The organism is Amycolatopsis sp. NPDC051758, assembly GCF_044453095.1.
Taxonomy (GTDB): domain Bacteria; phylum Actinomycetota; class Actinomycetes; order Mycobacteriales; family Pseudonocardiaceae; genus Amycolatopsis.
Genome location: NZ_JBITCJ010000008.1, coordinates 405,475 through 427,143, shown reverse-complemented (window position 1 = coordinate 427,143; position 21,669 = coordinate 405,475). Strand labels below are relative to the sequence as shown.

Annotated in this window: 26 protein-coding genes; 9 read left to right on the top strand and 17 right to left on the bottom strand. The window is 71.0% G+C overall.

Annotated features, from left to right (window positions below; genetic code table 11):
* Position 1: 1 nt before the first annotated feature.
* Complete coding sequence (locus ACIA5G_RS35130; protein WP_395931146.1) at positions 2-874, bottom strand: hypothetical protein; 873 nt, start codon at positions 872-874, stop codon at positions 2-4.
* 113 nt (positions 875-987) lie between these two features.
* Here ACIA5G_RS35130 and ACIA5G_RS35125 point away from each other — a divergent pair, with 113 nt between their 5' ends.
* Both ACIA5G_RS35125 and ACIA5G_RS35120 read left to right on the top strand, forming a co-directional pair.
* Positions 988-1,737 carry an SIR2 family NAD-dependent protein deacylase gene (locus ACIA5G_RS35125; protein ID WP_395931144.1) on the top strand — a complete coding sequence of 250 codons (750 nt, stop codon included), beginning with the start codon at positions 988-990 and terminating at the stop codon, positions 1,735-1,737.
* Complete coding sequence (locus tag ACIA5G_RS35120; protein ID WP_395931142.1) at positions 1,734-2,219, top strand: GNAT family N-acetyltransferase; 486 nt, start codon at positions 1,734-1,736, stop codon at positions 2,217-2,219. The genes ACIA5G_RS35125 and ACIA5G_RS35120 overlap by 4 nt, the downstream gene beginning before the upstream one ends.
* Here ACIA5G_RS35120 and ACIA5G_RS35115 read toward each other — a convergent pair.
* Positions 2,216-2,743: a YciI family protein gene (locus ACIA5G_RS35115; protein ID WP_395931140.1), complete on the bottom strand. Its 528-nt coding sequence runs from the start codon at positions 2,741-2,743 to the stop codon at positions 2,216-2,218. The two genes, ACIA5G_RS35120 and ACIA5G_RS35115, sit on opposite strands and share 4 nt — an antisense overlap.
* A gap of 1 nt (position 2,744) precedes the next feature.
* A complete protein-coding gene (locus ACIA5G_RS35110; protein WP_395931138.1) occupies positions 2,745-3,125 on the bottom strand; it encodes a MerR family transcriptional regulator in 381 nt (126 codons plus the stop codon).
* 73 nt (positions 3,126-3,198) lie between these two features.
* Between ACIA5G_RS35110 and ACIA5G_RS35105 the strand changes: the two genes are divergently transcribed.
* On the top strand, positions 3,199-3,525 hold the full coding sequence (locus ACIA5G_RS35105) for a hypothetical protein (protein ID WP_395931136.1): 327 nt from the start codon (positions 3,199-3,201) through the stop codon (positions 3,523-3,525).
* Positions 3,526-3,527: 2 nt separating this feature from the next.
* Here the strand turns inward: ACIA5G_RS35105 and ACIA5G_RS35100 are convergent, their stop codons facing one another.
* The 6 genes from ACIA5G_RS35100 to ACIA5G_RS35075 all read right to left on the bottom strand — a co-directional run bounded on the left by ACIA5G_RS35100 (position 3,528) and on the right by ACIA5G_RS35075 (position 9,806).
* Positions 3,528-3,821: a putative quinol monooxygenase gene (locus ACIA5G_RS35100; RefSeq protein ID WP_395931134.1), complete on the bottom strand. Its 294-nt coding sequence runs from the start codon at positions 3,819-3,821 to the stop codon at positions 3,528-3,530.
* 64 nt (positions 3,822-3,885) lie between these two features.
* Positions 3,886-5,094: a glycosyltransferase gene (locus tag ACIA5G_RS35095; RefSeq protein ID WP_395931132.1), complete on the bottom strand. Its 1,209-nt coding sequence runs from the start codon at positions 5,092-5,094 to the stop codon at positions 3,886-3,888.
* A 145-nt stretch (positions 5,095-5,239) separates the two neighbouring features.
* Positions 5,240-6,718, bottom strand: coding sequence for an aldehyde dehydrogenase (locus tag ACIA5G_RS35090; protein WP_395931130.1), 1,479 nt, complete (start codon positions 6,716-6,718; stop codon positions 5,240-5,242).
* Between the two features lie 51 nt (positions 6,719-6,769).
* Positions 6,770-7,072 carry a hypothetical protein gene (locus ACIA5G_RS35085; RefSeq protein WP_395931128.1) on the bottom strand — a complete coding sequence of 101 codons (303 nt, stop codon included), beginning with the start codon at positions 7,070-7,072 and terminating at the stop codon, positions 6,770-6,772.
* Between the two features lie 238 nt (positions 7,073-7,310).
* The gene (locus tag ACIA5G_RS35080) at positions 7,311-8,810 is read right to left on the bottom strand and encodes a serine/threonine-protein kinase (protein WP_395931126.1); all 1,500 of its coding nucleotides are present in this window, start codon (positions 8,808-8,810) and stop codon (positions 7,311-7,313) included.
* Between the two features lie 36 nt (positions 8,811-8,846).
* A complete protein-coding gene (locus ACIA5G_RS35075; protein ID WP_395931124.1) occupies positions 8,847-9,806 on the bottom strand; it encodes an SDR family NAD(P)-dependent oxidoreductase in 960 nt (319 codons plus the stop codon).
* A gap of 107 nt (positions 9,807-9,913) precedes the next feature.
* Here ACIA5G_RS35075 and ACIA5G_RS35070 point away from each other — a divergent pair, with 107 nt between their 5' ends.
* From ACIA5G_RS35070 to ACIA5G_RS35060, 3 genes are all read left to right on the top strand, one after another.
* Complete coding sequence (locus ACIA5G_RS35070) at positions 9,914-10,462, top strand: DUF6069 family protein (protein WP_395931122.1); 549 nt, start codon at positions 9,914-9,916, stop codon at positions 10,460-10,462.
* 2 nt (positions 10,463-10,464) lie between these two features.
* On the top strand, positions 10,465-10,881 hold the full coding sequence (locus tag ACIA5G_RS35065; protein ID WP_395931120.1) for a nitroreductase/quinone reductase family protein: 417 nt from the start codon (positions 10,465-10,467) through the stop codon (positions 10,879-10,881).
* Between the two features lie 67 nt (positions 10,882-10,948).
* A complete protein-coding gene (locus ACIA5G_RS35060; RefSeq protein ID WP_395931118.1) occupies positions 10,949-12,358 on the top strand; it encodes a hypothetical protein in 1,410 nt (469 codons plus the stop codon).
* A 36-nt stretch (positions 12,359-12,394) separates the two neighbouring features.
* Here the strand turns inward: ACIA5G_RS35060 and ACIA5G_RS35055 are convergent, their stop codons facing one another.
* From ACIA5G_RS35055 to ACIA5G_RS35030, 6 genes are all read right to left on the bottom strand, one after another.
* The gene (locus tag ACIA5G_RS35055; RefSeq protein ID WP_395931116.1) at positions 12,395-13,198 is read right to left on the bottom strand and encodes an ABC transporter permease; all 804 of its coding nucleotides are present in this window, start codon (positions 13,196-13,198) and stop codon (positions 12,395-12,397) included.
* A complete protein-coding gene (locus ACIA5G_RS35050; RefSeq protein WP_395931114.1) occupies positions 13,195-14,157 on the bottom strand; it encodes an ATP-binding cassette domain-containing protein in 963 nt (320 codons plus the stop codon). The genes ACIA5G_RS35055 and ACIA5G_RS35050 overlap by 4 nt, the downstream gene beginning before the upstream one ends.
* A gap of 78 nt (positions 14,158-14,235) precedes the next feature.
* Positions 14,236-14,745: an OsmC family protein gene (locus ACIA5G_RS35045; protein ID WP_395931112.1), complete on the bottom strand. Its 510-nt coding sequence runs from the start codon at positions 14,743-14,745 to the stop codon at positions 14,236-14,238.
* 93 nt (positions 14,746-14,838) lie between these two features.
* Positions 14,839-17,112 (bottom strand): M4 family metallopeptidase, encoded by a 2,274-nt coding sequence (locus tag ACIA5G_RS35040; RefSeq protein ID WP_395931110.1) that lies wholly within the window; start codon positions 17,110-17,112, stop codon positions 14,839-14,841.
* Between the two features lie 319 nt (positions 17,113-17,431).
* A complete protein-coding gene (gene msrA, locus ACIA5G_RS35035; RefSeq protein WP_395931108.1) occupies positions 17,432-17,947 on the bottom strand; it encodes a peptide-methionine (S)-S-oxide reductase MsrA in 516 nt (171 codons plus the stop codon).
* Between the two features lie 91 nt (positions 17,948-18,038).
* Entirely contained in the window at positions 18,039-18,245 is a 207-nt protein-coding gene (locus tag ACIA5G_RS35030) for a 4-oxalocrotonate tautomerase family protein (protein WP_395931106.1), read from the bottom strand.
* Between the two features lie 117 nt (positions 18,246-18,362).
* Here ACIA5G_RS35030 and ACIA5G_RS35025 point away from each other — a divergent pair, with 117 nt between their 5' ends.
* Together ACIA5G_RS35025 and ACIA5G_RS35020 are read left to right on the top strand one after the other, a co-directional pair.
* Positions 18,363-19,049, top strand: coding sequence for a TetR/AcrR family transcriptional regulator (locus ACIA5G_RS35025; protein WP_395931104.1), 687 nt, complete (start codon positions 18,363-18,365; stop codon positions 19,047-19,049).
* A 111-nt stretch (positions 19,050-19,160) separates the two neighbouring features.
* Positions 19,161-19,544, top strand: coding sequence for an STAS domain-containing protein (locus ACIA5G_RS35020; protein WP_395931102.1), 384 nt, complete (start codon positions 19,161-19,163; stop codon positions 19,542-19,544).
* 6 nt (positions 19,545-19,550) lie between these two features.
* Here ACIA5G_RS35020 and ACIA5G_RS35015 read toward each other — a convergent pair whose 3' ends face one another.
* Positions 19,551-20,417 carry a LysR family transcriptional regulator gene (locus ACIA5G_RS35015; RefSeq protein ID WP_395931100.1) on the bottom strand — a complete coding sequence of 289 codons (867 nt, stop codon included), beginning with the start codon at positions 20,415-20,417 and terminating at the stop codon, positions 19,551-19,553.
* A gap of 87 nt (positions 20,418-20,504) precedes the next feature.
* Between ACIA5G_RS35015 and ACIA5G_RS35010 the strand changes: the two genes are divergently transcribed.
* A complete protein-coding gene (locus ACIA5G_RS35010; RefSeq protein ID WP_395931098.1) occupies positions 20,505-20,957 on the top strand; it encodes a nuclear transport factor 2 family protein in 453 nt (150 codons plus the stop codon).
* On the opposite strand, the gene ACIA5G_RS35005 is transcribed toward ACIA5G_RS35010, so the two are convergent.
* On the bottom strand, positions 20,950-21,660 hold the full coding sequence (locus ACIA5G_RS35005; RefSeq protein ID WP_395931096.1) for a 2OG-Fe dioxygenase family protein: 711 nt from the start codon (positions 21,658-21,660) through the stop codon (positions 20,950-20,952). The genes ACIA5G_RS35010 and ACIA5G_RS35005 overlap by 8 nt on opposite strands.
* Positions 21,661-21,669: the final 9 nt, after the last annotated feature.

The window sequence follows — 21,669 nt, the reverse complement described above, 5'->3', positions numbered from 1 at the left end:
GTCAGATGGCTGTGGCAAGGCGAGTGTCGGCTACTTCGGCCTGCTTGCAGACGATGGCCCACGACTGCAGCTTCTTGCACCGATCGTCGACCATTCGGTCGAGGTAGCCGTCGGGGTTGTTCGTGCCGCTCGCGGCGGCAGCTTCCAGCTGCGCCAGCATCACCCGCTGGTTGCCTTGGATGAAGTCGGTGTACCCGAGCTGCTTCAACGCGGGGACCACTGCGCCGACGAGCCGGCCGACGCAACCTCGTACCCGCAGACATTCGTCGCCGTGCCAGATGCCATAGAGGCGGACCGCGATGGAGCGTAGTGCGTCCTCGGTACTCGGGTGCGTGAGTGTCATCAGGATGAGCGCGTCGATCAGCAGAAGCTTCGTCTTGTCGCCAAAATGCTGATCCCAGCCGCCGTCGATGACACTGGGCCAGTGAAGAGACTGGCAGGAATTCAGCCGATGCGCGTTGCGGCACAGCAGTTCGGCCGCGACCAGTTGCGCGTTGGGTTTGGCCGTGAAACGCAGCGCGGCGTCGATGACCAGCACTGCTGTCTCGTGGGCCACTCGTTCGTCGTCTTCGTGGGCTTCCTTCCCGGTCTGTGACCACAAGTTGACCAAGAGAGCGACCGCGAGATCCGGGTGGCCGAGCCGGGTGAGGGCGAGCAGTCCCGATGCGATCGCGGCAGGATCGGCCGAGCCGTTCTCACTCGCCGAGAACAGTTCTCCGGCTCGCATCGCTGCGTCCAGTTTCAACCTCGCCATTTCGTCGTCGTGCTCCTGCCGCAGCCGATGGTTCGCCTGTCGAGCTGTGAGAACACTGGCCACCGTTCCGACCAGCGCGATTAGCGCGGTCACCACTATGCCCATCAAGCCGGAGTTCATAGGACTACCTCTCTCAGTCACGATTATCTGTGAGTCGTCGGGCGGGGCCGAGATGTGACATCCGGCGTTAATCCGGTCGTCCGGACGCGGATGTCTCGTTACCCTCCGGCACCATGGACGCGAAGCTCATCAACCGGATCCGTGGCGCGCGGCGGATCGCCGTGCTGACCGGTGCGGGCATCTCGACCGCTTCCGGGATTCCCGACTACCGCGGCCCCGACGGCGTCTGGACGCGCACGCCGAGCGCCGTGAACGCCTTCACACTCGAGAACTTCATGGCCGACGCCGCCGTGCGCGCGGAGTTCTGGCGCAGCTACGCCGGGCACGCCGCCTGGCGCGCCGAACCGAACGCGGCCCATCGCGCGCTCGCGGAGCTGGACGGCGCGGGCGCCGCCGTTCGTGTGCTCACCCAGAACGTCGACGGCCTGCACCAGCGGGCCGGCCTCGCCGCCCGCAAGGTCCTCGAACTCCACGGCACCATGCACACCACGCGCTGCACCGCGTGCCCGCTGCGGCTGCCGACGTCGGAGGTGCTGGCGCGCTTCGACGGCGACGATCTCCGGTGCCCGGACTGCGGTGGGATCCTCCAGCTCGACGTCGTCCTCTTCGGACAGCGGCTGGACGGCGACGTGCTCGGGCACGCGCGGAACATCGCCGCGGCGAGCGGGCTCTTCCTGGCCATCGGCAGCTCGCTGCAGGTCGAGCCGGCCGCGTCGCTGTGCTCGGTGGCCGTGCAGTCCCGCGCGACCCTGGTGATCGTCAACCGCGACCCGACGCCGTACGACGAGGACGCCGATTTTGTGCTACGGGACGACATCGAGACCGTCGTCCCCGAACTCTGCGCGGCGGTGGGGAACCCGTGATCCGCGAGGCCCGCGACGAGGACTGGCCGGGGATCTGGCCGATCATCAGCGACGTCGTCACCGAGCAGCGGAGGTTCCCGTACGACCCGGCGATGAGCGAACCCGACGCCCGGCGGAGCTGGCTCCTGGCCCCGCCGGCCCGGGTGGTCGTCGCCGTCGACGGTGACCGGGTGACCGGAACCGCGAACATGTACGCCAACCGGCCCGGGCCCGGCAGCCACGTCGCTTCCGGCAGCCTGATGGTCGCGAAGGCGGCGCGGGGCACGGGAGTGGGCCGCGCGCTCACCACCGACCTGATCACCTGGGCGCGGCGGTCCGGGTTCGCGGCGATCCAGTTCAACGCCGTCGTCGACGTGAACACGGCCGCGATCCGGCTCTACGAGAGCCTCGGGTTCGTCACACTCGGCACGGCGCCCGGCGCGTTCCGCCACCCGGACCTGGGCGACGTCGGGCTCCGCATCATGTGGCTGGACCTGCGTTAACGGCGTCCGCCGAACTGCCAGGCGTGCACCTCGACGACGGCGTACCGCTCCTGGGTGAGCACTTTGCGCGCGGTTTCCGGGTCCGGTGCCCGGAGCAGGGCGGCGGTGCCCAGCCAGGTGGCGCCGTCGTCGGACAGGAGCGGTCCGTACACGATGAGGTCGTGCCCGTCCGGGGCCTCGAGGTCGGCGGGTTCTTCGCCGAGGCCGAGCACTAGGAAGCCGGACGGCTCGCCTGGGGAATCCCCCATGGTGCGGCCCAAGGTGTTGCGCCATCGGCGGAGCAGCACGTCGCGGTAGGCGCCGGCCTGATAGGCGGGCTCGTCGAAGGCGAACTCACGAGCGGCGGCCGGGCCCGGCAGGTCGACGATGTGCACACTGCCGGTGGGAGTGTCCCCGTCGAGAGTCGGGCCGCGGGCGATCATCCGGTCGGCGTAGCCGTCCATATAGGACCAATGCGCTGCCAGCGTCCGCTCGCGCAGCGGCCGGGAGCCCGGGCGGTCCCGGTGGTAGCAGAAGAACTCCATGTCAGCCGAGCTGTCCGGCACCGACCAGGCGGCAGCTGCCCGCCCGGCAGTCGTCCAGGCACGCCGCTGCGTCGGCCCGGACCCGTTGCAGCCGCGCGATCCGCTCGTCCAGGCGCGCCACGACCGCTTCCAGGCGCCAGCGCTCTGATTCGCACGTCGCGTCACCCGTGTCGTGGGCCTGCAGGGCGTCCACCACCTCGTCCAGTGTGAAACCCAGGTCCTGCAACGCCTTCGCCGAGCGGATCCGGTCCGCCGCCGTTCGCGGGAACTCGCGGTAGCCGGACGGTCGTCGCGCCGCCGCCGGCAACACGCCCCGGCGCTCGTAGAAGCGGACCGTGTCCACGGTGACCCCGGCCGACCGGGCCACCTCGCCGATCTTCATGCGCACTCTCCCTTGACTCTGGAGCCAGGTCCAGACTTTAGGCTCGGCGCATCGAGACCACAAGGAGCCCGCCATGCAGATCCCACCCGCGTCGACGCCCGTCGCCTGCGACATGTCCCGTGCCCGCGACACCCCCGGCGAGCGGCTCGCCGAGTACCGCCGGCTGTTCGGCCGCGCCCTCACCGCACGGGAACGGACGGCCGCCGGCATCCGGTTCCGGTTCCGCGCCGAGCCCGGCGTCGAAGCGTGGGTCCGCGATCTCGCCGCCCGCGAAAAGGACTGCTGTCCCTTCTTCGGCTTCGAGATCACCGTCGAGGGTGACGAAGTCCGCTGGGAGGCGGCGGTGCCCGACACCGCCGCGGCCAAAGCCGTCCTCGAGGACTTCTACGCGCTGAGCTGAGCTCACTCGAAGGGATCGCCGGTCCGGGAGACGACGTGCTTGCGGACGTCGCCGCTCTTGAACGGCACCCGTGTGGTCGGGCGCGGGGCCTTCTTGCGCCAGGCGTCCAGGATCTCCTGCGACTCCCAGCACTCGAACAGGTTGACCCGGCCCGCGTCGAGCGAATCGGGGGAGACGGACAGGTCCAGGCAGCCGGGGTGCTGCCGCGCCCGTTCGACGACAACGCGGAGGCCCTCGACGAGGCGGTCGCGGTCGGCGGGGTCGACGTACACCGGCCCGGCGATGATCACGGTCATGCGAAGTCCCTTCCCGAGGTGCGGTTCACCCCACCGACGAACCGCACCCCGGGAAACCGACACCTCAGGCGGACGCCAGCGGCACCGTCGCCAGCAGCTGGCGCGCCGCGACACTCGCGCCGTCCGCGCGCACCTTGCCGGCGAACTGCCGTGCTGCCCCGGCCACGGACGAGGTCAGCGCGACGCCGAGCGCCGACGTCAGCGCCTCGGCCGTGGGCACACCCGGCTCGGTCGCCGCGCCGAGGCCCAGCTCGCGGACCCGGCCCGCGAAGTAGTGCTGGTCGTACATCTGCGGCACGACGACCTGCGGCGCACCGGCGCGGGCGGCCGCCGTCGTGGTGCCCGCGCCGCCGTGGTGGACCACCGCGCCGACCCGCTTGAACAGCGCCTGCTGGTTGATCTCGCCGATGCCGAAGCAGTCCGGCTGCCCGGCCACCGCGGCCAGGCCCGCCCACCCGCGGGCGATGATCGCCCGGCGGCCGTGCGCCCGCGCCGACGCGAGCATCACCTCGGCGAGCTCCCCCGGGGCGCGCATGCTGCCGAACCCGAAGTAGACCGGCGGCTCACCCGCGTCGAGGAACTCCGCCAGGTCGGCCGGCAGCGGCCGCTCGTCCGGCCAGATCCAGGCGCCCGTCTGGACGACCCGCGGGTCGGCCGGCTCGGGCCACGGCGCCAGCGCCGCGTCGGCGGCGAGCCACGGCCGGTCGGTGAAGACGTGCCGCGGCAGATCGTCGACCGGGTCCTGGCCGGCCGCCGCCCGGGAGGCGTTCACCTTTCCGCCGAAAAGCGCCATCCAACGCTTCGCGTCCTCGTCCCAAAGGGCGCGATTCCCGGCCGTTCCGGGTGCCCGCCACGGCATCGGCGGCGGCGCGTGCAGGTCCGAAGGCAGGGTGATCGGGCAGAAACTCGCGTAGACGTAGGCGGCGCCCGTCCGCTGCGCGATCGAGCGGGTGGCGAACTGCAGCGCGCCCGCGGCCACCAGGACGTCGCAGCCCTCGGCGGCCGCGGTGATCGTCTCGAACTGCGTCACGACGGTGTCCTCGGCAGCTTTGCGCAGCTGTTCCGGCGTGGGCCGGTTTCCGCTCGCCGACGCGGTTCCGCGCAGCTCGGGGCCGATCGGCACCACGTCGAACCCGAGTTCGTCGAGCCAGTCCCGGAAGTCCGGCGGCACGCACAGGCGGACGTCCTGCCCGAGCGCTCTCAGCTCCGAGGCCAGCGCCACGACCGGCTGCACCTCGCCCCGCGAGCCGATCGTGGACAGCAGCACACGCATGACGGAATCCCCTCCGCTGGAAAAAGGTGAGCCCGGATTGTGGACCCGCACCCGGGTCTTGCCACAAGCCCCGGGGTCCGATATACGTTTGAGTGGGGAGAGGGAAAGCCTGCCGCGGTCGACGTCGCTCGGAATCAGCCGGGAATCAGCCCAGCGTGAACGGGTCCCGCGTCCCGCCGGTCAGTTCGACCCACACCGCCTTGTCGACCAGGTACTCGTCGATCGCGTGCACGCCGTTCTCGCGGCCGAAGCCCGAATTCTTGACCCCGCCGAACGGCACCGACGGCGCCACGACGCGGTACGCGTTGACCCAGACCGTCCCGGCCTTGAGCTTGGCCGCGACGCGGTGCGCGCGGTGCACGTCCTTCGTCCACACGGCGCCGGCGAGGCCGTACGGGGTGTTGTTGGCCAGGCGGATCGCTTCGGCCTCGTCGGTGAACGTCAGCGCGGCCAGCACCGGGCCGAAGACCTCTTCGCGGACGACGGTCGACGCGGGTGTCACGCCGGTCAGCACGGTCGGCCGGACGAACAGCCCGCCCAGCGCGGGGTCGGCCCCGCCGCCGCAGACGACCGTCGCGCCCTCGGCCTTCGCCGTTTCGAGGTAGTGCAACACCTTCTCGTACTGCGGCGCGTTGGCGACCGGGCCCATCTCGGTGCCGGGCTCGTTCGGATCGCCGAGGCGGATCGCCGCGGCGCGCTCGGCGACAAGGCGCACCAGCTCGTCGTGGACGTCGGCGTGCACGATCAGCCGGGACCCGGCCATGCACGTCTGGCCGGTGGCGGCGAACACGCCGGCGATGACACCGTTGGCGGCCGCGGCGAGATCGGCGTCGGGGAAGACCACCTGCGGCGACTTGCCGTCCAGCTCCAGCGTCACCTTGTTGAGGTTTTCGGCGGCGGCCAGGGCGACCGCGCGGCCGGTGGCGGTCGAGCCGGTGAACGCGACCTTGTCCACGCCGGGGTGGCCGGCCAGCGCCGCGCCCGCCTCGCGGGAGAGCCCGGTGACGACGTTGACCACGCCGGGCGGGAACCCGGCTTCGGTGATCAGCTCGGCCAGCCCGAGCGTCGAAACGGGTGAGTGTTCGGACGGCTTGACGACCACCGTGCACCCGGCGGCCAGCGCGGGCGCGAGCTTCCAGGTGAGCAGCAGCAACGGCGAGTTCCACGGCGTGATGGCCGCGACCACCCCGACCGGCTCGCGGCGGGTGTAAACGAGGTAGTCCGGGTTCGGCGCCGGGATCTGGCGGCCCTCGATCTTGTCGGCCAGGCCGGCGAAGTAGTGATACCAGCCGCCGAGCCCGGTGAGCTGGCCGATCATCTCGCGGTAGAGCTTGCCGGAGTCGTTGACCTCCAGCCGGGCGAGCCGTTCGGCGTGCTCGCCGATGAGGTCGCCGAGCCGCCGCAGCAGGGCGGCGCGGGCGAACCCCGTGGTCGCGCCCCACTCGCCGTCGAGCGCCGCGCGGGCCGCGGCGACGGCGTCGTCGACGTCCTCCGGGCCGCCGTCCGGGACGATCGCCCACGGCTTGCCGGTGTACGGGTTCGGCGATTCGAAGGTGCGTCCCGAGCGGGCGCCGGTGGCCTTGCCGTCGATCAACAGCAAAAACCGGGGGAGCTGGTCACCCATGATCGATCCTTTCGACGCGCGGTACCCATCAGGGTGACACGCAAAAGGGGATCACGCGGCTTCGGCGGCGGAAACGCTTTCCGGCTTGATCAATTCTTCGGCGAAGATCGTGTCGATCTTCCGCGAGGCGGTCCGCAGTTTCGCGACACTCGCGACGAACAGCACCAGAGCGGCGGCGGGCACCACGAGCAGCACCGGCGGCCACCCGGCGCCGACCACCGCGACGACGGCCAGCACGGCCAGGACCAGGAAGACTGCCCGGCCGGCGACCCGCGGCCACGCGGGACGGGGCTTGGCGTGCCGGCCACGCGACGTTCGCAGCACCGGCCGCACGAGGGCAGCGTGGACACTCATCCCAACCTCCGGAAAATGGTCGAACCGGCCGGGACGGGGATTCCCGGTGGTGATGCCGGCACCCGTTCGGTGCGGCCGGACACGTGGGGTGTGTCGGGGCTTGGCCGCTTCCGGTTACCGGTCGTTATTGCTTCGAGTCCGAATCCGTTGAATCGAATTCGGGATGCACCAAGGTCTATTTCACCGGGGTTCCGGGCAGTAGGGCCGATGGGCCCGGTTCGTCGTGCCGGAGGTCCCCTCAGGAGTCGTTGCGGCCGGGGCCCTTGCCTTTGCCCTTGCCGTTGTTGCCGCTGTTGTCGATCTTCCCGGGCTTACCCGCCTTCGGCTCCTTCGCCGGGCCGGCGGGGCCCGTGTGGGTGACGGCGGCGGGCTCGAGGGACGCGGATTCGGTCACCCGCGGGTCGGGGTTCCCGGACCCGGCGAGCGGCGCGGACGCGGACGCAGGTGGCGCGGTCGTCGCGGCGGGGGAGCTGGGCGCGGGTGGCTGGGCGGGCGTGCTGGTGCCGGTTTCCGGCTCGGTCAGCAGCATGGTCGCGAAGGCGGCGAGGGCGACGGCGGCGACCCCGGCTGCCGCGACGAGCCGGCGGGGGCGTCGGCGGTGGGGTGCCGGGGGCTCGGCGTACTGGGCCGCGCGGGTACGCGTGACGGTGGTGCTTGGGGTGGCCGCTGAGGACGGGGTGGCTGCTGCCGGGGCCACCGCCGCTGCGGCCGGAGCCGCCGCTCCCTCGGCCGTGATCGCGTGGGGCAGGGTCGGCGCGAGCGGGGCGTCCGCTGCCGTTCCTCGGCGTCTCCCCGCACTCGCCACCAGCCCCGCCGCGATCCCGCGCCGCCACCACGAGTGTCCGGTCCCGGCTCCCCACGGGACCACCGGCACCGGTGCGTGCAGCATCTCCCGCACCTCCGCGGCCGTCGGCCGATCACCCGGCTCGCGTCGCGTCATCCGGCGAAGCGTGTGCGCCAGGGACGGCGGCAAGCCCTCCGGGATCCGGGGTGGCCTGGTCAGCCGGGCCATCGCCGCTTCGATCATCGTGCCGGCGTATTCGCGCTGGCCCGTCACGCACTCCAGCAGGATCAGCCCCAGTGCGTAGACGTCCGCCGGGGGCCCTGCCGGCTGGCCGCTGACCTGCTCCGGGGCCAGGTACGCCGCGGTGCCCGGGACCACGCCCGCGCCCGTGATGTGTGTCGTGTCGAGGGCGTGCGCGATGCCGAAGTCGCCGATCAGCGGGCCGTTCGCGGACAGGAACACGTTGGCGGGCTTGAGATCCCGGTGGACGACCCGCCGGGCGTGCACGTGGGTGAGCGCTTCGGTCAGGCCGGCGGCCAGCGTCGTCACCTCGGCCGCCGGCATCGGCCCGCCGAGCAGCCGCTCCGCCAGGTTTTCGCCCTCGACGAGCTGCATCACCAGGAACGTCCGGCCGTTTTCGGTGCCGCTGTCCAGCAGCGCCACCACGCCCGGGTGGGTGATGCCGGCCTGGATGTTCATCTCGCGCAGCCGGCGGCGCTGGTCCACCGCCACCACGTCGCGGTCGTAGATCTTGACGGCGACCTGGCGGTCGAGCCGCAGGTCGCGGGCGCGGTAGACGCGGGCCGTGCCGCCGCTGCCGATCAGCTGGCCGACCTCGTACCGGTCGGCCAGCAGCGCAGGCGGCCGGATCTCATCGAGAGCGGGGCGCGGCGCGGAGCTGAACTCGCCGAGTGCGAAGCGAGCACACGTCACGTCATCCGCGTCGTCGGCCACGGCCGCGGTGTACCCCGATCCCGTGACCGGCAAACGTCAGGAGATCACGAACGCGTCCACCCCGGTCAGCTCCGCCGACAGCGTCCACAAGCGAGCGGCCTGCGCCCGGTCGACGGCGTACGGGCGGACACCCGAAGCGGTCATGCCTTCGCCGTCCAGCAGCTCGGCGACGTCACAGTCCTCGAGGTACAGCCCGCCGAGCCCGGCCAGCTGCGGTGACGTCGCGGCCCAGACCGTGGTCGCCGCGCCCTGCTCCGGGGTCTTGAACTCCATGAGCATGGTCCCGGCCTCGTCCATCCACCCGCGCTCGACCATCTCGGCCCGCGAAAGGTGCCGCTGCAGCGGCGTCATGATGCCGCCCGGGTGCAGCGCGAACGCACGGATGCCCCGCGCCGAGGCGAGTTCGTCCAGGTGGACGGCGAAAAGCACGTTGGCGGTCTTCGCCTGCCCGTAGGCCTCCCACTTGTCGTAGCCGTGGGTGAACTGGACGTCGTCCCAGCGGATCGGCGAGTTGTGGTGGCCGCGCGAGGACAGCGAGACGACGCGGGCGCCGTCCGCGACCGCCGGCCACAGGCGGTTGACCAGCGCGAAGTGGCCGAGGTGGTTGGTGGCGAACTGGGCCTCCCAGCCCGGGCCGACGCGGGTCTCGGGGCAGGCCATGACGCCGGCGTTCGCGATGAGCAGGTCGATCCGCCGTCCGGTCGCCAGGAACCGCTCGGCGAACCCGCGGACGCTTTCGAGGTCACCCAGGTCCAGCTCGTCGACCTCGACGTTCTCGAGGCCGGCCAGGGCGTCCTCGGCGGTCGCGCGGCGGCGGGCCGGGACGACCACGTGGGCGCCGGCGCCGATGAGCGCGCGAGTGGTCTCGAGGCCGATCCCGGAGTAACCGCCGGTGACGACGGCGAGCTTGCCGGTGAGGTCGACATCGGCGACGGCTTCGGCGGCGGTGGTGGTGGCGCCGAAGCCCGAACCGAGCTTGTGCTGTGCAGTGGTCATGCCCCCGACGCTACGAGCTGGAGCGCACTCCAGCGCAAGTCGCGCGGCCGGGGCCGAAACGGGGGACAATCGACCACGAGAGGCGCAGCCGACCCAGGAAGGCTCTGATGTCCGACTACTACGGGAACCAGCCCCAGGACGTCCGCCCGGGGATCGATGCGCGCCGGCTGTGGGCGGGCGGGGTGGCCACAGCGGTGGTCGCGGCCCTGCTCGCGGTGGTCGGGCTGCTGATCGCGCGCGGGATCTTCGAGGTCGAAGTGCTCGCCCCAAAAGGCGAGGGCGTCTGGGGCAACGCGAGCACCACGACGTACGCACTGGTCGCCGCCGCGGTGGCACTGCTCGCCACCGGGCTGATGCACCTGCTGAGCGTCGCCACGCCGGCACCGTCCCAGTTCTTCGGCTGGATCATGGTGCTGGTCACACTGATCGCGGTGGTGCTGCCGCTGACCCTCACGGTCGCGCCGAGCGCGAAGATCGCGACCGCCGCCATCAACCTCGTCATCGGGCTGGCCATCGCCACGGTGGTGAACAGCATGGCGGCGAGCGCCCGGACGCTGCACCGGCGCCGCAGCCAGCAGAACGCGGCGCCCCCGCAGACCCGGCAGTGGCCGCAGCAGCAACAGCAGGAGCCGCCGACCCGCTACTACGACCGCTGACCATGGACGTGCAGGAGACGAACCGCCGCGTGATCCGCCAGTTCCGCGCGGGCGGCGAGGTCGACGGCATGCACCGGGAGCGGCTCGTGCTGCTCACCACGACGGGCCGGCGCACGGGCGAGCCGCGAACGGTGCCGATGATGGTCCACCGCGACGGCGAGCGGCTGCTGGTGGTGGCGTCGAACGTCGGCGCGGCCCAGCACCCCGACTGGTACCTGAACCTCGAGGCCGACTCGCGGGTCAAGGTGGAGGTCGACGACCGCGAGTTCGACGCGGAGGCGCTGCCGCTGCTGGGCGCGGACTACGTGCGGACCTGGGGGGAGCTGGAGAAGCACTACCCGTTCCTGGTGGACCACCGGGCGAAGGCGAAGCAGGCCAGGCGCGTGATCCCGGTCGTGGAGCTGTCCGAAGAGGACTGAGCGGGGCCGCGAGCCGGGCGAGGTCGGCGACTCGGACCAGCCGATCCGGGCGCAGCTGCTCCGCGAGATGCTGCTCGGGCGGCACGGTCCCCTGGACCCGCAGGGCATCAGGATCTCGGGCGCCCGGATCATCGGCGGGCTCACCCTCGACAACCTCGTTGCCGGTGTCGGGTTGAAGCTGGTCGGCTGTGTCTTCGAGGAGCGGATCTCCGCGTGGAACGCGCGGCTGCCGTGGCTTGATCTGTCGCGGTCGCGACTGCCTGGATTCCAGGCGAGCCTGAGCGAAATCGACGCGGGGTTGTGGATGACCGGCGCGGTCATCTCCGGCTCTGCCTCCGACAGCCTCGTGGGACTCAGCGGCGCCCGCATCCGAGGACAGTTCGACCTCGGTGAAGCCCGGATCACGAACAAGAGCGGAGCCGCTGTCCGGGCGGTGGGGCTCGACGTGGGTGGCAACGTGCTGATGTCCGGCGCGAAGCTGAGGGGAGCCGGAAGCAGAGGCGCGGTCCAGCTGTTCGGAGCTCACATCGGCGGCTCGCTGGTGATGAGCCGTGCGAGGATCGCCAATCGGAGTGGTAAGGCTCTTACGGCGGCTCAGCTCAGGATCGACGGAAGCCTGATGTGCGAAGGAGTCAAGGCTTCCGGTGACGACTTCGGTGGTGTGATCTCGCTCATCGGCGCCAGGGTCGCCGGAGACGCCAGCTTCCTGGAGGCCGAATTCATCACCCGCTCCGGTCTGGCGCTGGATCTCGAGCACGCCCAGGTGACGGGAAAGATCTTTCTCGTGCGCGCCGCCTTGTGCTCAGGACCGGAGGCCGACGTGGCGTGTGAAGACCCGACCCTGGTCGATCTGAACGGATTCGCCTTCGGGGCGTTGGAGTCGAGTCCGGGGCGCGCTGTCTCGTGGCGAGAGTGGCTTCACCTGGTTCGTTACCACACGGAGTCGTATCGCCCTGGTCCGTACCAGGCGCTGGCGAACGCCGAACGCGGTGCGGGGCACGACGGCAATGCCAGAAGAATCCTGATCGCCCAGCAGAAAGACATCCGGCGGCGTGCTCCGGAAGCCTTGGGGAACTGGCTGACGCGGCGTTTCCACTGGCTCTGGGGCGTGCTGGCGGGATACGGCTACCTGACCCGGCGAACCGCGGTGGCCCTCCTCTTCGTGTTGATGGCGTCCGGCGGGCTCGGGGTGTGGGCCGGCCGGGTCACCGATGGCGGGCACCACGTCGGAGAGCGCGTGAGCTCTTTCACCTCGCCCTACGGGCACCTGTGCACCACTGTGGAACTCGTCGGTCTCGGTCTCGACCGCGGGCTTCCGCTGGCCCCGACGGGTGTTCGTGCTCGCTGTGACCTCAATCCCGACACGAACTGGGCATCGGTGTTCACCGTCTTGATCTGGCTTCTCCAAGCCGCGATCTGGGGACTCGCGACACTCGCGCTCGCCGGTTACACGGGCCTGGTCAGGAAGCCCACCTAGACTTCCTCGACCAGACCCGGTCCGCCGAACTAGCTCCTACTTGCTCGCCACCCGGCGATACCGGGCCGTCGCGAGCGGGGCGAACACCGCGATGATCCCCACGCAGCACAGGATCGCGTACAGCGCCGCGTGCTCCGCCGGCCAGCCGGTCGGTGCGGGGCCGAAGCGGTTGCCGAACAGGTCGCGGGTCGCGTTGATCACCGCTGTGAACGGGTTCCAGTTCGCGATCGCCTTGAGGAACGCGGGCAGGGTGTCGGTCGGGACGAACGCCGAGGAGATGAAGCTCAGCGGGAACATCCAGACCAGCCCGAGGCTCTGCGCCACCTCGACGCTGCGCGCCGCGAGGCCGATCAGCGCGCCGACCCACGACAGGGCCCAGGCGAACATCAGCATCACCAGGTAACCGAGCAGCGCGTCCCAGAAGCTGCCGCGGATCCGCCAGCCGACGAGCAGCCCGCACAGGGACATCACGACCAGCGCGACCACGCTGACCACGAGGTCCGACGTCGTGCGCCCGAGCACCACCGCGATCCGGGACATCGGGAGCGAGCGGAACCGGTCGATGATGCCCTTCTGCAGGTCGTTGGCGAAGCCGATGACGGTGAACGCCGAGTTGAACGCCACCGTCTGGGCGAAGATCCCGGCGATGAGGAACTCGCGGTAGGCCGCGCCGCCCGCTTCGCCGCCGATCGCGTTGCCGAAGACGTAGGCGAACAGCAGCACGAACATGATCGGCTGCAGCGTCGCGGCCATCAGCCAGTCCGGGTTGCGGCGGACGTTCATCAGGTTGCGCCAGGTGACGATGCCGCCGTCGGAAATGCCCTTCGCGAACGCGTTCACTTCGCGGCCCCCTCGGCGCCGTGCCCGGTCAGGGACAGGAAGACGTCGTCCAGCGTCGGCCGGTGCAGGCCGACGTCCTGCACCGTGATGCCGTGGCCGTCGAGCTGCCGCAGCGCTTCGATGAGCGCCTTGGGTCCGGTGTCGACGAGGATTTCGGCCCGCCGCGTGTGGTCGTCGCCGGTGGGCTCGCCGGTGCCGACCGCGCGCAGCACCTCCAGGGTCGTCGGCAGGTCCGCGGCCGAGGCGACGACCAGTTCGAGGCGTTCGCCGCCGATCTGGGCCTTGAGCTCGTCGGCGGTGCCGCGCGCGATGACCCGGCCGTGGTCGATCACCACGATGGAGTCGGCGAGCTGGTCGGCCTCTTCGAGGTACTGGGTGGTCAGCAGCACGGTGGTGCCGTCGGCGACCAGCTCTTTGATCACCTCCCAGGTGTCGAGGCGCCCGCCCGGGTCGAGGCCGGTGGTGGGCTCGTCCAGCACCACCACGACCGGCTCGCCGACCAGCGCGCCGGCCAGGTCGAGCCGGCGGCGCATGCCCCCGGAATACCCCTTCGCCGGCCGGTCGGCGGCGTCCTCGAGCCGGAACCGCGCGAGCAGCTCGCGCGCCCGGGCCCGCGCCGACGCCTTCCGTCGGCCGTAGAACCGCCCGACCATGTAGAGGTTCTCGAAGCCGGTCAGGTTTTCGTCGACGGCCGCGTACTGGCCGGACAGCCCGATCCGCCGGCGCACCTGGTCCGGCTCGGCCAGCACGTCGTACCCGGCGACGTGCGCCTCGCCCGAATCGGGCCGCAGCAACGTCGTCAGGATGCGGACGGTGGTGGTCTTCCCGGCGCCGTTCGGCCCGAGCAGGCCGAGCACCTGCCCGGCCGGGATGGCGAGGTCGACGCCGTCGAGCGCGCGGGTCGACCCGTAGGTCTTGACGAGTCCGCGCACCTGGACGGCGAGGTCCGGTTCGGGCATGGCGGTTCCCCTCTCGGTGACCCCGCCAAGCTAGGCCACAGCGTCCGCTTTGTCCTCCGGGTTTCTCCCTGAGGCGGGTCAGTTCGCCGAAAGCGTGACGGCGAACTCCGGCGGTGTCCGCAGCGACTGGAACACGACGCAATAGCGCTCGGTCAGCTTCTTCAGCGTGGCCAGCTGGTCTTCGGAAGCGTCGGTGTCGAGGGCGAAGGAAAGCCGGATCGCGCGGAAGCCGACCGGCGCGTCCTTCGCCACGGCGAGGGTGCCGCGGAAGTCGAGATCGCCTTCGGCGCGCACCCGGCCGCCGCGGACTTCGAGGCCCAGCGACGTCGCGACCGCCCGCAGCGTCACGCCGGCGCACGCGACCAGGGCTTCGAGCAGCATGTCGCCTGAACAGGCGAGGGTGCCGTCGCCGCCGGTCGCCGGGTGCAGACCCGCCTCGACGACCGCGCGGCCGGTCTCGACCTTGCAGGAGATGCCGAGGCCGTCGAGCTCGGCGTCGGCGTGCAACGTGACGAGCGCGCTTTCCGGCGTCTCGCGGTACTTGTCCTTCAGCGGGGCCTGGGTCGCGCGCAGCTCTTCGGTGTCCATGGGCCGATTCTGCCCCGCGCACGGCGGAAAGCGAAAAGGCGGGGAATCCGGAATCCCCGGATTCCCCGCCCTTTCAGTGCGGATTCAGCGGTTTCAGCTCAGGGTGACGGCCACGTCGTCGATGACGAACGAGGTCTGCAGCGAGCTGTCCTCGGTGCCGGTGAACTTCAGCGCCAGGGTGCTGCCGGCGGCCGACGAGACGTCGATCGTCTTGAGCGCGTACCCGGAGGCCTTGTTCAGGTTGGAGTAGCTGCCCAGCGTCGCGCTGCCGTTGGTGACGGTCAGCTTGTCGTAGGCGGTGGTGGTGGTCGTTTCCGCGCTGTCGATGTGCACGTAGAACGTCAGGCTGGCGTGGCAGCCCGCCGGGATGCTGACCGACTGCGCGACCGACTCCGTGTGCGTGGAGCCGTAGCCGTCCAGCCAGGCGCTGTACGTGCCGCCGTGCGCGGCCTCACCCTGCGAGCTCCACTGACCGATGGCGCCGGTGGTGCCGGTCCAGCTGCCACTGCCGGATTCGAAGCCGCCGTTGACGATCTTCTGGCCGGAGCAGCCGGTGGTGGTGCCGACGGTCCAGGAGAACGACGCCGTGCCGGTCTTGTTGGCCGCGTCCTTCGCCGTCACCGTGACGTTCGAGGTGCCCGCGGTGGTCGCGGTGCCCGAGATCGTGCCGGTGGAGGCGTTGATCGACAGGCCGGCCGGCAGGCCGGTGGCGGTCCAGGAGTACGGCGAGGTGCCGCCCGAGGCCGACAGCGGCAGGTTCACCGCGGTGCCGGTGACGGTCGACTGGTTGCCCGGGTTCGAGACGGTGACGGTGCCGGTCGCCGAGCAGGTCGGGTCGGCCGACTGCGCCGGGACCGAGATCGCGTCCCACGCCGCCTTGACGGTGTTGAACTCGGTGCAGCTGCCCGGGAACAGGTTCTTCGCCGCGGTCAGCGTCCAGGTGCGGTACTTCAGGTACGAGCTGCTGGAGGTCTTGAGCAGCATCGCGTTGTAGAAGATCTTCACCGCGTTCTGGACACCGATGCCGGTGACGCTGGAGCTGTTGCACGTCGTGCTGGTCGGCTGCCCGTTGGTCGGGTTGGTGCCTTCGGCCAGCAGGTAGAACCAGTGGTTGCCGGGGCCGGCGGCCGCGTGCACCTCACCGTTGGGGACCGAGCTGTCGTAGCAGTTCTTGTCGCCCAGCGCCGACGGGTTGTACATGTTGCGGATCGGGCCGGAGCCGACGAGGTTGACCGTCTCGCCGACGAGGAAGTCCGGGACGTCGCCGCCCGACGGCTCGTTGGCGAACCACTCGGTCGAGGCGCCGAAGACGTCCGCGACGAACTCCTGCGTGCCGGCGCCGGAAATGCCGCCCGGGGTGTGGTCGTCGATGCCGTGGCCGTGCTCGTGTGCCACGACGTCGATCGAGCTGATCCACTGGCCGTTGGTGTTCTTGCCGATCTGGACCTGGCTGCCGTCGTAGTAGGCGTTCTGGTCGTTCAGGCCGACCCGGACCGGCCAGCCGCCGCCGTTGCCGTCGAAGCTGTTGCGGCCCAGCCACTGCGAGAGCATCTTGTTCTCAGTCTGGAGGGCGAAGAGCGCGTCGACGCAGCCGGTCTCGCGGCTGGTGGCGTTGCCGTTGCCCCACGCGTCGTCGGGGCCGCTGAACGTGGTGTTGTTGGCCGCGTCCTGGCAGGACTCGGTGGGGTGGTTCGGGTCCTTCAGCGAGTACGTGCTGCCGGACAGCGTGGTGTCGAGGTGCACCGGGTTCGGGCGGTTGTAGGCGCTGGTGCCGTCACCGTTCATGACGTGCTCTTGGGTCTTGAGCACCTTGCCGGTGGCGGCGTCGACGATGACGTCGAGCCGGCTCGGGCCTTCGGCGTCGCGGCCGACGACGGTGCTCTTCCAGGCCAGCGCCGGCGAGCCGAGCGCGTAGACGACCTGCTGGGCGGGGCTCACGCTGTCCACGGCGGACAGCTGCTGCCGCGCGGTCGCCTCGGCCGCGGCCCCGGTCACCTTCGCGGTGGTCGTGGCGAGGTTGATGGTCTGGTCCTGCGCGACGGAGGTGCCGAGCACCTGGCCCGCCGAGTCGGTCGCCACCACGAAGTCGCCGCCCACCACGGGCAGGCCCTTGTAGCTGCGCTCGTAGGGGATGTACTGCAGCCCGTTCGTCGAGGAAATCGCTTTCTGGGCCTGGAAAACGTCGTCCGCGCTGGCGTGCAGCGCGGCGGGCCTGGTCGCCACCAGGCCGGCGGCTGCGGACACGGCTTGGGCCTGCGCGCTCGGCGCGGCGGCGGGGGTGGGTTGTGCCTGTGCGGTGCCGGTGATGCAAAGCGCGCCGACGAGGACGCCGGTTGCTGCCAAGACGACAGGACGTCTCAGTTCCATCGAGGGATCTCCTCCGGGCAGGGTGAACCAGGCCCGGGTTCGAGGCCGGGCCGGATCAGGGGAACGAGAGGTGGTGCTGTGGAACGGAAATCAGAATCCGGTGCCGGAGGCTCGTGAACAAGCGACTAACGTACGGTCTTATTGACATATGGCGATACTTCCCAAAAAGGACATTCACCGTCTTTGGGATTCTGTCGGTTGAACGTCCACTCAGGACTGTCGGCGGCCCACCGCCGTTCGGGTGATCTTTGCTGCCGCTGAAACGACGAAGGCCCCTTCGCCGGGGATCGGCGAAGGGGCCTTACGTGGTGCGGGTGTATCAGGCGGTCGTCTCGCGCTTCGGCAGCTTCCAGCCCGGGCGCACGAAGTGGCAGGTGTACCCGTTCGGGATGCGCTGGAGGTAGTCCTGGTGCTCCGGCTCGGCCTCCCAGAAGTCGCCCACCGGGGCGAGCTCGGTGACCACCTTGCCCGGCCACAGCCCGGACGCGTCGACGTCGGCGATCGTGTCCACGGCGATCTGCTTCTGCTCGTCGTTCTCGAAGTAGATCGCCGAGCGGTAGCTCAGGCCGATGTCGTTGCCCTGGCGGTTCTTCGTGGTCGGGTCGTGCACCTGGAAGAAGAACTCCAGCAGGTCGCGGAACGTGGTCCGCGCGGGGTCGTAGACCACCTCGATGGCCTCGGCGTGGGTGCCGTGGTTGCGGTAGGTGGCGTTGGGGACGTCACCGCCGCTGTAGCCGACCCGGGTCGAGATCACCCCGGGCAGGCGGCGGAACAGCTCCTGCATCCCCCAGAAGCAGCCGCCGGCCAGGACGGCCCTCTCGGTTGACGTGGTCACGGCGTCACTCCTTCTCCTCGTGCGGTGCTACCACCTGTACAACTTCGGTCGTCAGGAGATGATTCCACGCGGGGATTACGGAAGGCTGACGTCACCCGGCCTGGAGCTTCGCGAGCGTGAGCACGTCGCCGCCGATGCCCCAGCCGCCGTCGGCGACCTCCTCGACCAGCACCATCGTGGTCGCGCGGGCGCGGTCGCCGTAGATCTCGGCGTAGAGGTCGGTGGTGCGGGTGACGAGCTGGGCCTTCTGCTCCGGGGTGAGGGTGCCGGCGGGGACCTTGAAGTTGGCGAACGGCATGGTGGGCATCCTTCGGTATCACTGGTTTCACTCTGACGTAATCGACGCTAACAGAGGGTGCGGATCGGCGCTACCTTTTTCTTGATATCGACGATAACGCCTGGTAGCGTCGTTAACGTGGACTTGAGAACGCGGATCCTGGAAGCCGCGGCCGACCTGCTGTCCCGCTCGGCCGAGGCCGACTTCTCGACGCGGGCCGTCTGCGAGGCCGCCGGGGTCGGGGCGCCGGCGCTCTACCGGCAGTTCGGCGACAAGGGGGGGCTGCTCGCCGCCGTCGTCGACCGCGGGTTCGAGAAGTACCTCGCCGGCAAGCGGGCCGCGAAGCCCTCCGCCGACCCGGTGCGCGACCTGCGTGACGGCTGGGACAACCACGTCGCGTTCGCGGTCGACAACCCCAACTACTACCGCCTGATGTACTCGGGCCTCTCGACGCCGCCCGGTGCGGCGGCCGAGGCGCACAGCCTGCTGCTCGCCGTCCTGGAGCGCTGCGCCGCGGCCGGGCTGCTGAAGCTGCCGCCGTCGCTCGCCGCGCAGATGGTCATGGCGGCCAACGCCGGGGTCGCGCTGTCGCTGATCACCCGGCCGGAGCTCTACCCGGATCCCGGGTTCTCGGCCCGCGTCCGGGAAAGCGTGCTGGCCGGCGTCCTCGCCGAGGAGCCTTCGCGGCCGGCGGACGACGTGGCGGCCACCGCGACGACGCTCGCCGCCCGGCTGCGCGAGACGCCGCCGGCGGACCTGACGGCGGCCGAAGCGACCCTGCTGCAGGAGTGGCTGGCGCGCCTGAGCGTCCACAGTGGACGCTGAGCCGGACGGCCGCACCGGCTGGTCCCACTGCGTGACGGAGGTTTCTTCTCGGTCCCCGGCAATGGGACGATGGTCGGTGGTGGCCCCGACCCGGCCCCGAGGAGGCGCGCGATGCGCGACCAGGACGGAATCCGAGCGGAACGGGCGGGTGGTGTGCTGGTCGTCGAAGTCCGCGGTGAGCTGGACATCACCACCGTGCTGCGGTGGACGGCGGTGCTCGAAGCGGCCATCTGCGAACTGACCGCGCCGCACCTGCTGGTGCTCGATCTCGCGATGCTGGAGTTCCTGTCGGCGAGCGGCGCCCACGGGCTGCTCCGTGCGGTCGAACGGTGCCCGGAACGGGGGATCGCCGGATGCCTGATCGCCACGCCCGGGAGTGTGGTCGACCGGGTGGTCCGGCTGGCCGGGCTCGCCGGCCTGGTGCCGATCTTCCCGAACCGCCTGGAGGCGATCGCCGCGTGCCAGCCGGAAGAGGTGCGGTGGCTGCCGGCGTGACGGCGGTCAGGCCGGCTCGCGCACGAGCTCGGCCGCGGCTTCGGTGAAGGCCCGCACCCGGGCCGTGGCGGCCCCGGCCCGCCAGACCAGCCCCCACTCGAGCCGGGGCGCGTCTTCGAGCGGGACGTACGCGACGTCCGGCCGCGGGTAGTACCGCCGGATGTGCGCGCCGACCGGCAGCACACCCTCACCCGCGCCGGCCAGCGTGAGCAGCTCCTGAAGCCCGGCCGGCGGCCGCACTTCCGCGCCGGGGGCGTGCTCGTCGAGCCACGGGTCCGGCAGCGCGCACCGCAGCACCGTCACCCGCGCCAGATCGGCGACCGGCACGGACTCCCGGCGTGCGAAGGGGTGCCCGGCCGCGACCGCCAGAAAACGCAGCTCCCGCACCAGCACCGGGCCGTTGACGAGATCCGGCCCGTCGAGCGGGAGGCCGGCCAGCACCACGTCCACCTCGCCTTCGCGCAGCCACGGCAGGACCTCCGCCGGCCGCACTTCGCGGAACTCGACGCGGCAGCCGGGTTCCCGCCGCCGGAACAGCTCCGCCACACCGGCGAGCAGCTGGCCGCCCGCCGCGTCGCCGAACGCGACCCGCAGCGTGCCCGTCACCCCGCGGCCGGTTTCGACCGCCTTGGCCAGCGCCGCCTCGACCGCCGACCAGGCCGGCCCGAGGTCGGCGAGCAGCTGCCGCCCCACCGGGGTCAGCTCGACGCGGCGGCTGGTCCGGGTGAACAGCGGCACGCCGATCCGCCGTTCCAGCTTGCGGATCGTCTGGCTGACCTGCGCGGTCGAGACGTGCAGGCGCTCCGCCGTGCGGCCGAAGTGCAGCTCCTCGGCCAGCACCAGGAACGACTCCAGCTCCCGCGACTCCGGCATGCCGCCCCTCCATCGTCAATCCCTGCTTCACGATCGTGGCACAGAAGCGCGTTGATCGACCTTCCAGGCCTGGCGACGCTGGGAGACATGACCACCGACCTGCACGACCGCGTCGAGATCGTCGACGCCCTGTACCGCTTCGGCCTCGGCCAGGACCTCAAGGACCGCGAGCTGTTCGCGTCGTCCTTCGCCGCCGACGCCGAACTGGACTTCCGGCCGGCGGCCGCGCGCTGGGGCGCCGAGCCGCCGCTGATGACCGGCCGGGACTCGATCGTCGACACGATCCTGGCGCTGTTCGCCGGCCGCGTCGACACCACCCACCAGGTGACGAACGAGCGGGTCACCGTCGACGGCGACACCGCCCACCTCACCGCGCTGGTCGAAGCCCAGCACCTGCTGAGCGCGGACCACACCACGCACGCGCTGCTGAAGAACCGCTACGGCGTCGACCTGGTCCGCGACGGCGACCGCTGGGTGATGCGCCGGGTCGTCATCAAGAACGCTTGGTACACCGGCGATCCCGGGGCCATCTTCAGCTGACGCCGTAGGTCTCGCGATAGTCCACAGTGCACACCAGCGCGTCGCGGCGGGCGCGGCCGCCGGGTGGGTCGGCCAGCGGGCTCGCGGTGTGCAGGAACCGGGCGTCCTCGAACACGATGAGCTGCCCGGGCTCGAGCCGCTGGGAATGCAGCGGGGTGCCGGGGGCTTCGGGCCGGAACAACGTCGTCTCCGCGCCGCTGCCCTGCCGATCCACGACGTAGACGAAGACGAACTCCTCACCGTCGGCGTGCGGCTGGGTCACGACGTTGGTGAACGTGCGGAAGATGTTGACCCCGAAGGTGCCCCGCGGCCGCCGGCGGTGGACCGGGATCAGGCCCAGCGCGGCGCGGATCCACGACGCGAACAGCGGGTCGTGCACCACCGGCGTCCGCGCGTACTCGCGGCGCTCGGGCCGGCCGCCGCGGCCTTCGATGGCGATCTCCGGGTGCTCGGCGAGCACGGGAACCCCGTCGTGCCAGGCGTATTCGACGACGTCGCGGGCGCGCTCGCGGTCGGCGGGGACGTCGCCGGGGTAGCAGCGGAGCACGTCCGGGGTGAAGTACGTCCGCAGCAGGTGGTCGCGGAGCCGCGTGCCGGGCAGGCCGAGCTCGTCGTCCGAGACCACCAGGTAGCCGTCGTTGCCGAGCCGCTTCCGGGCCAGCTCGAAGTCCTCACCCGCGGAAGCGGAAAAGTCGAGAGCCATGCGTTCATC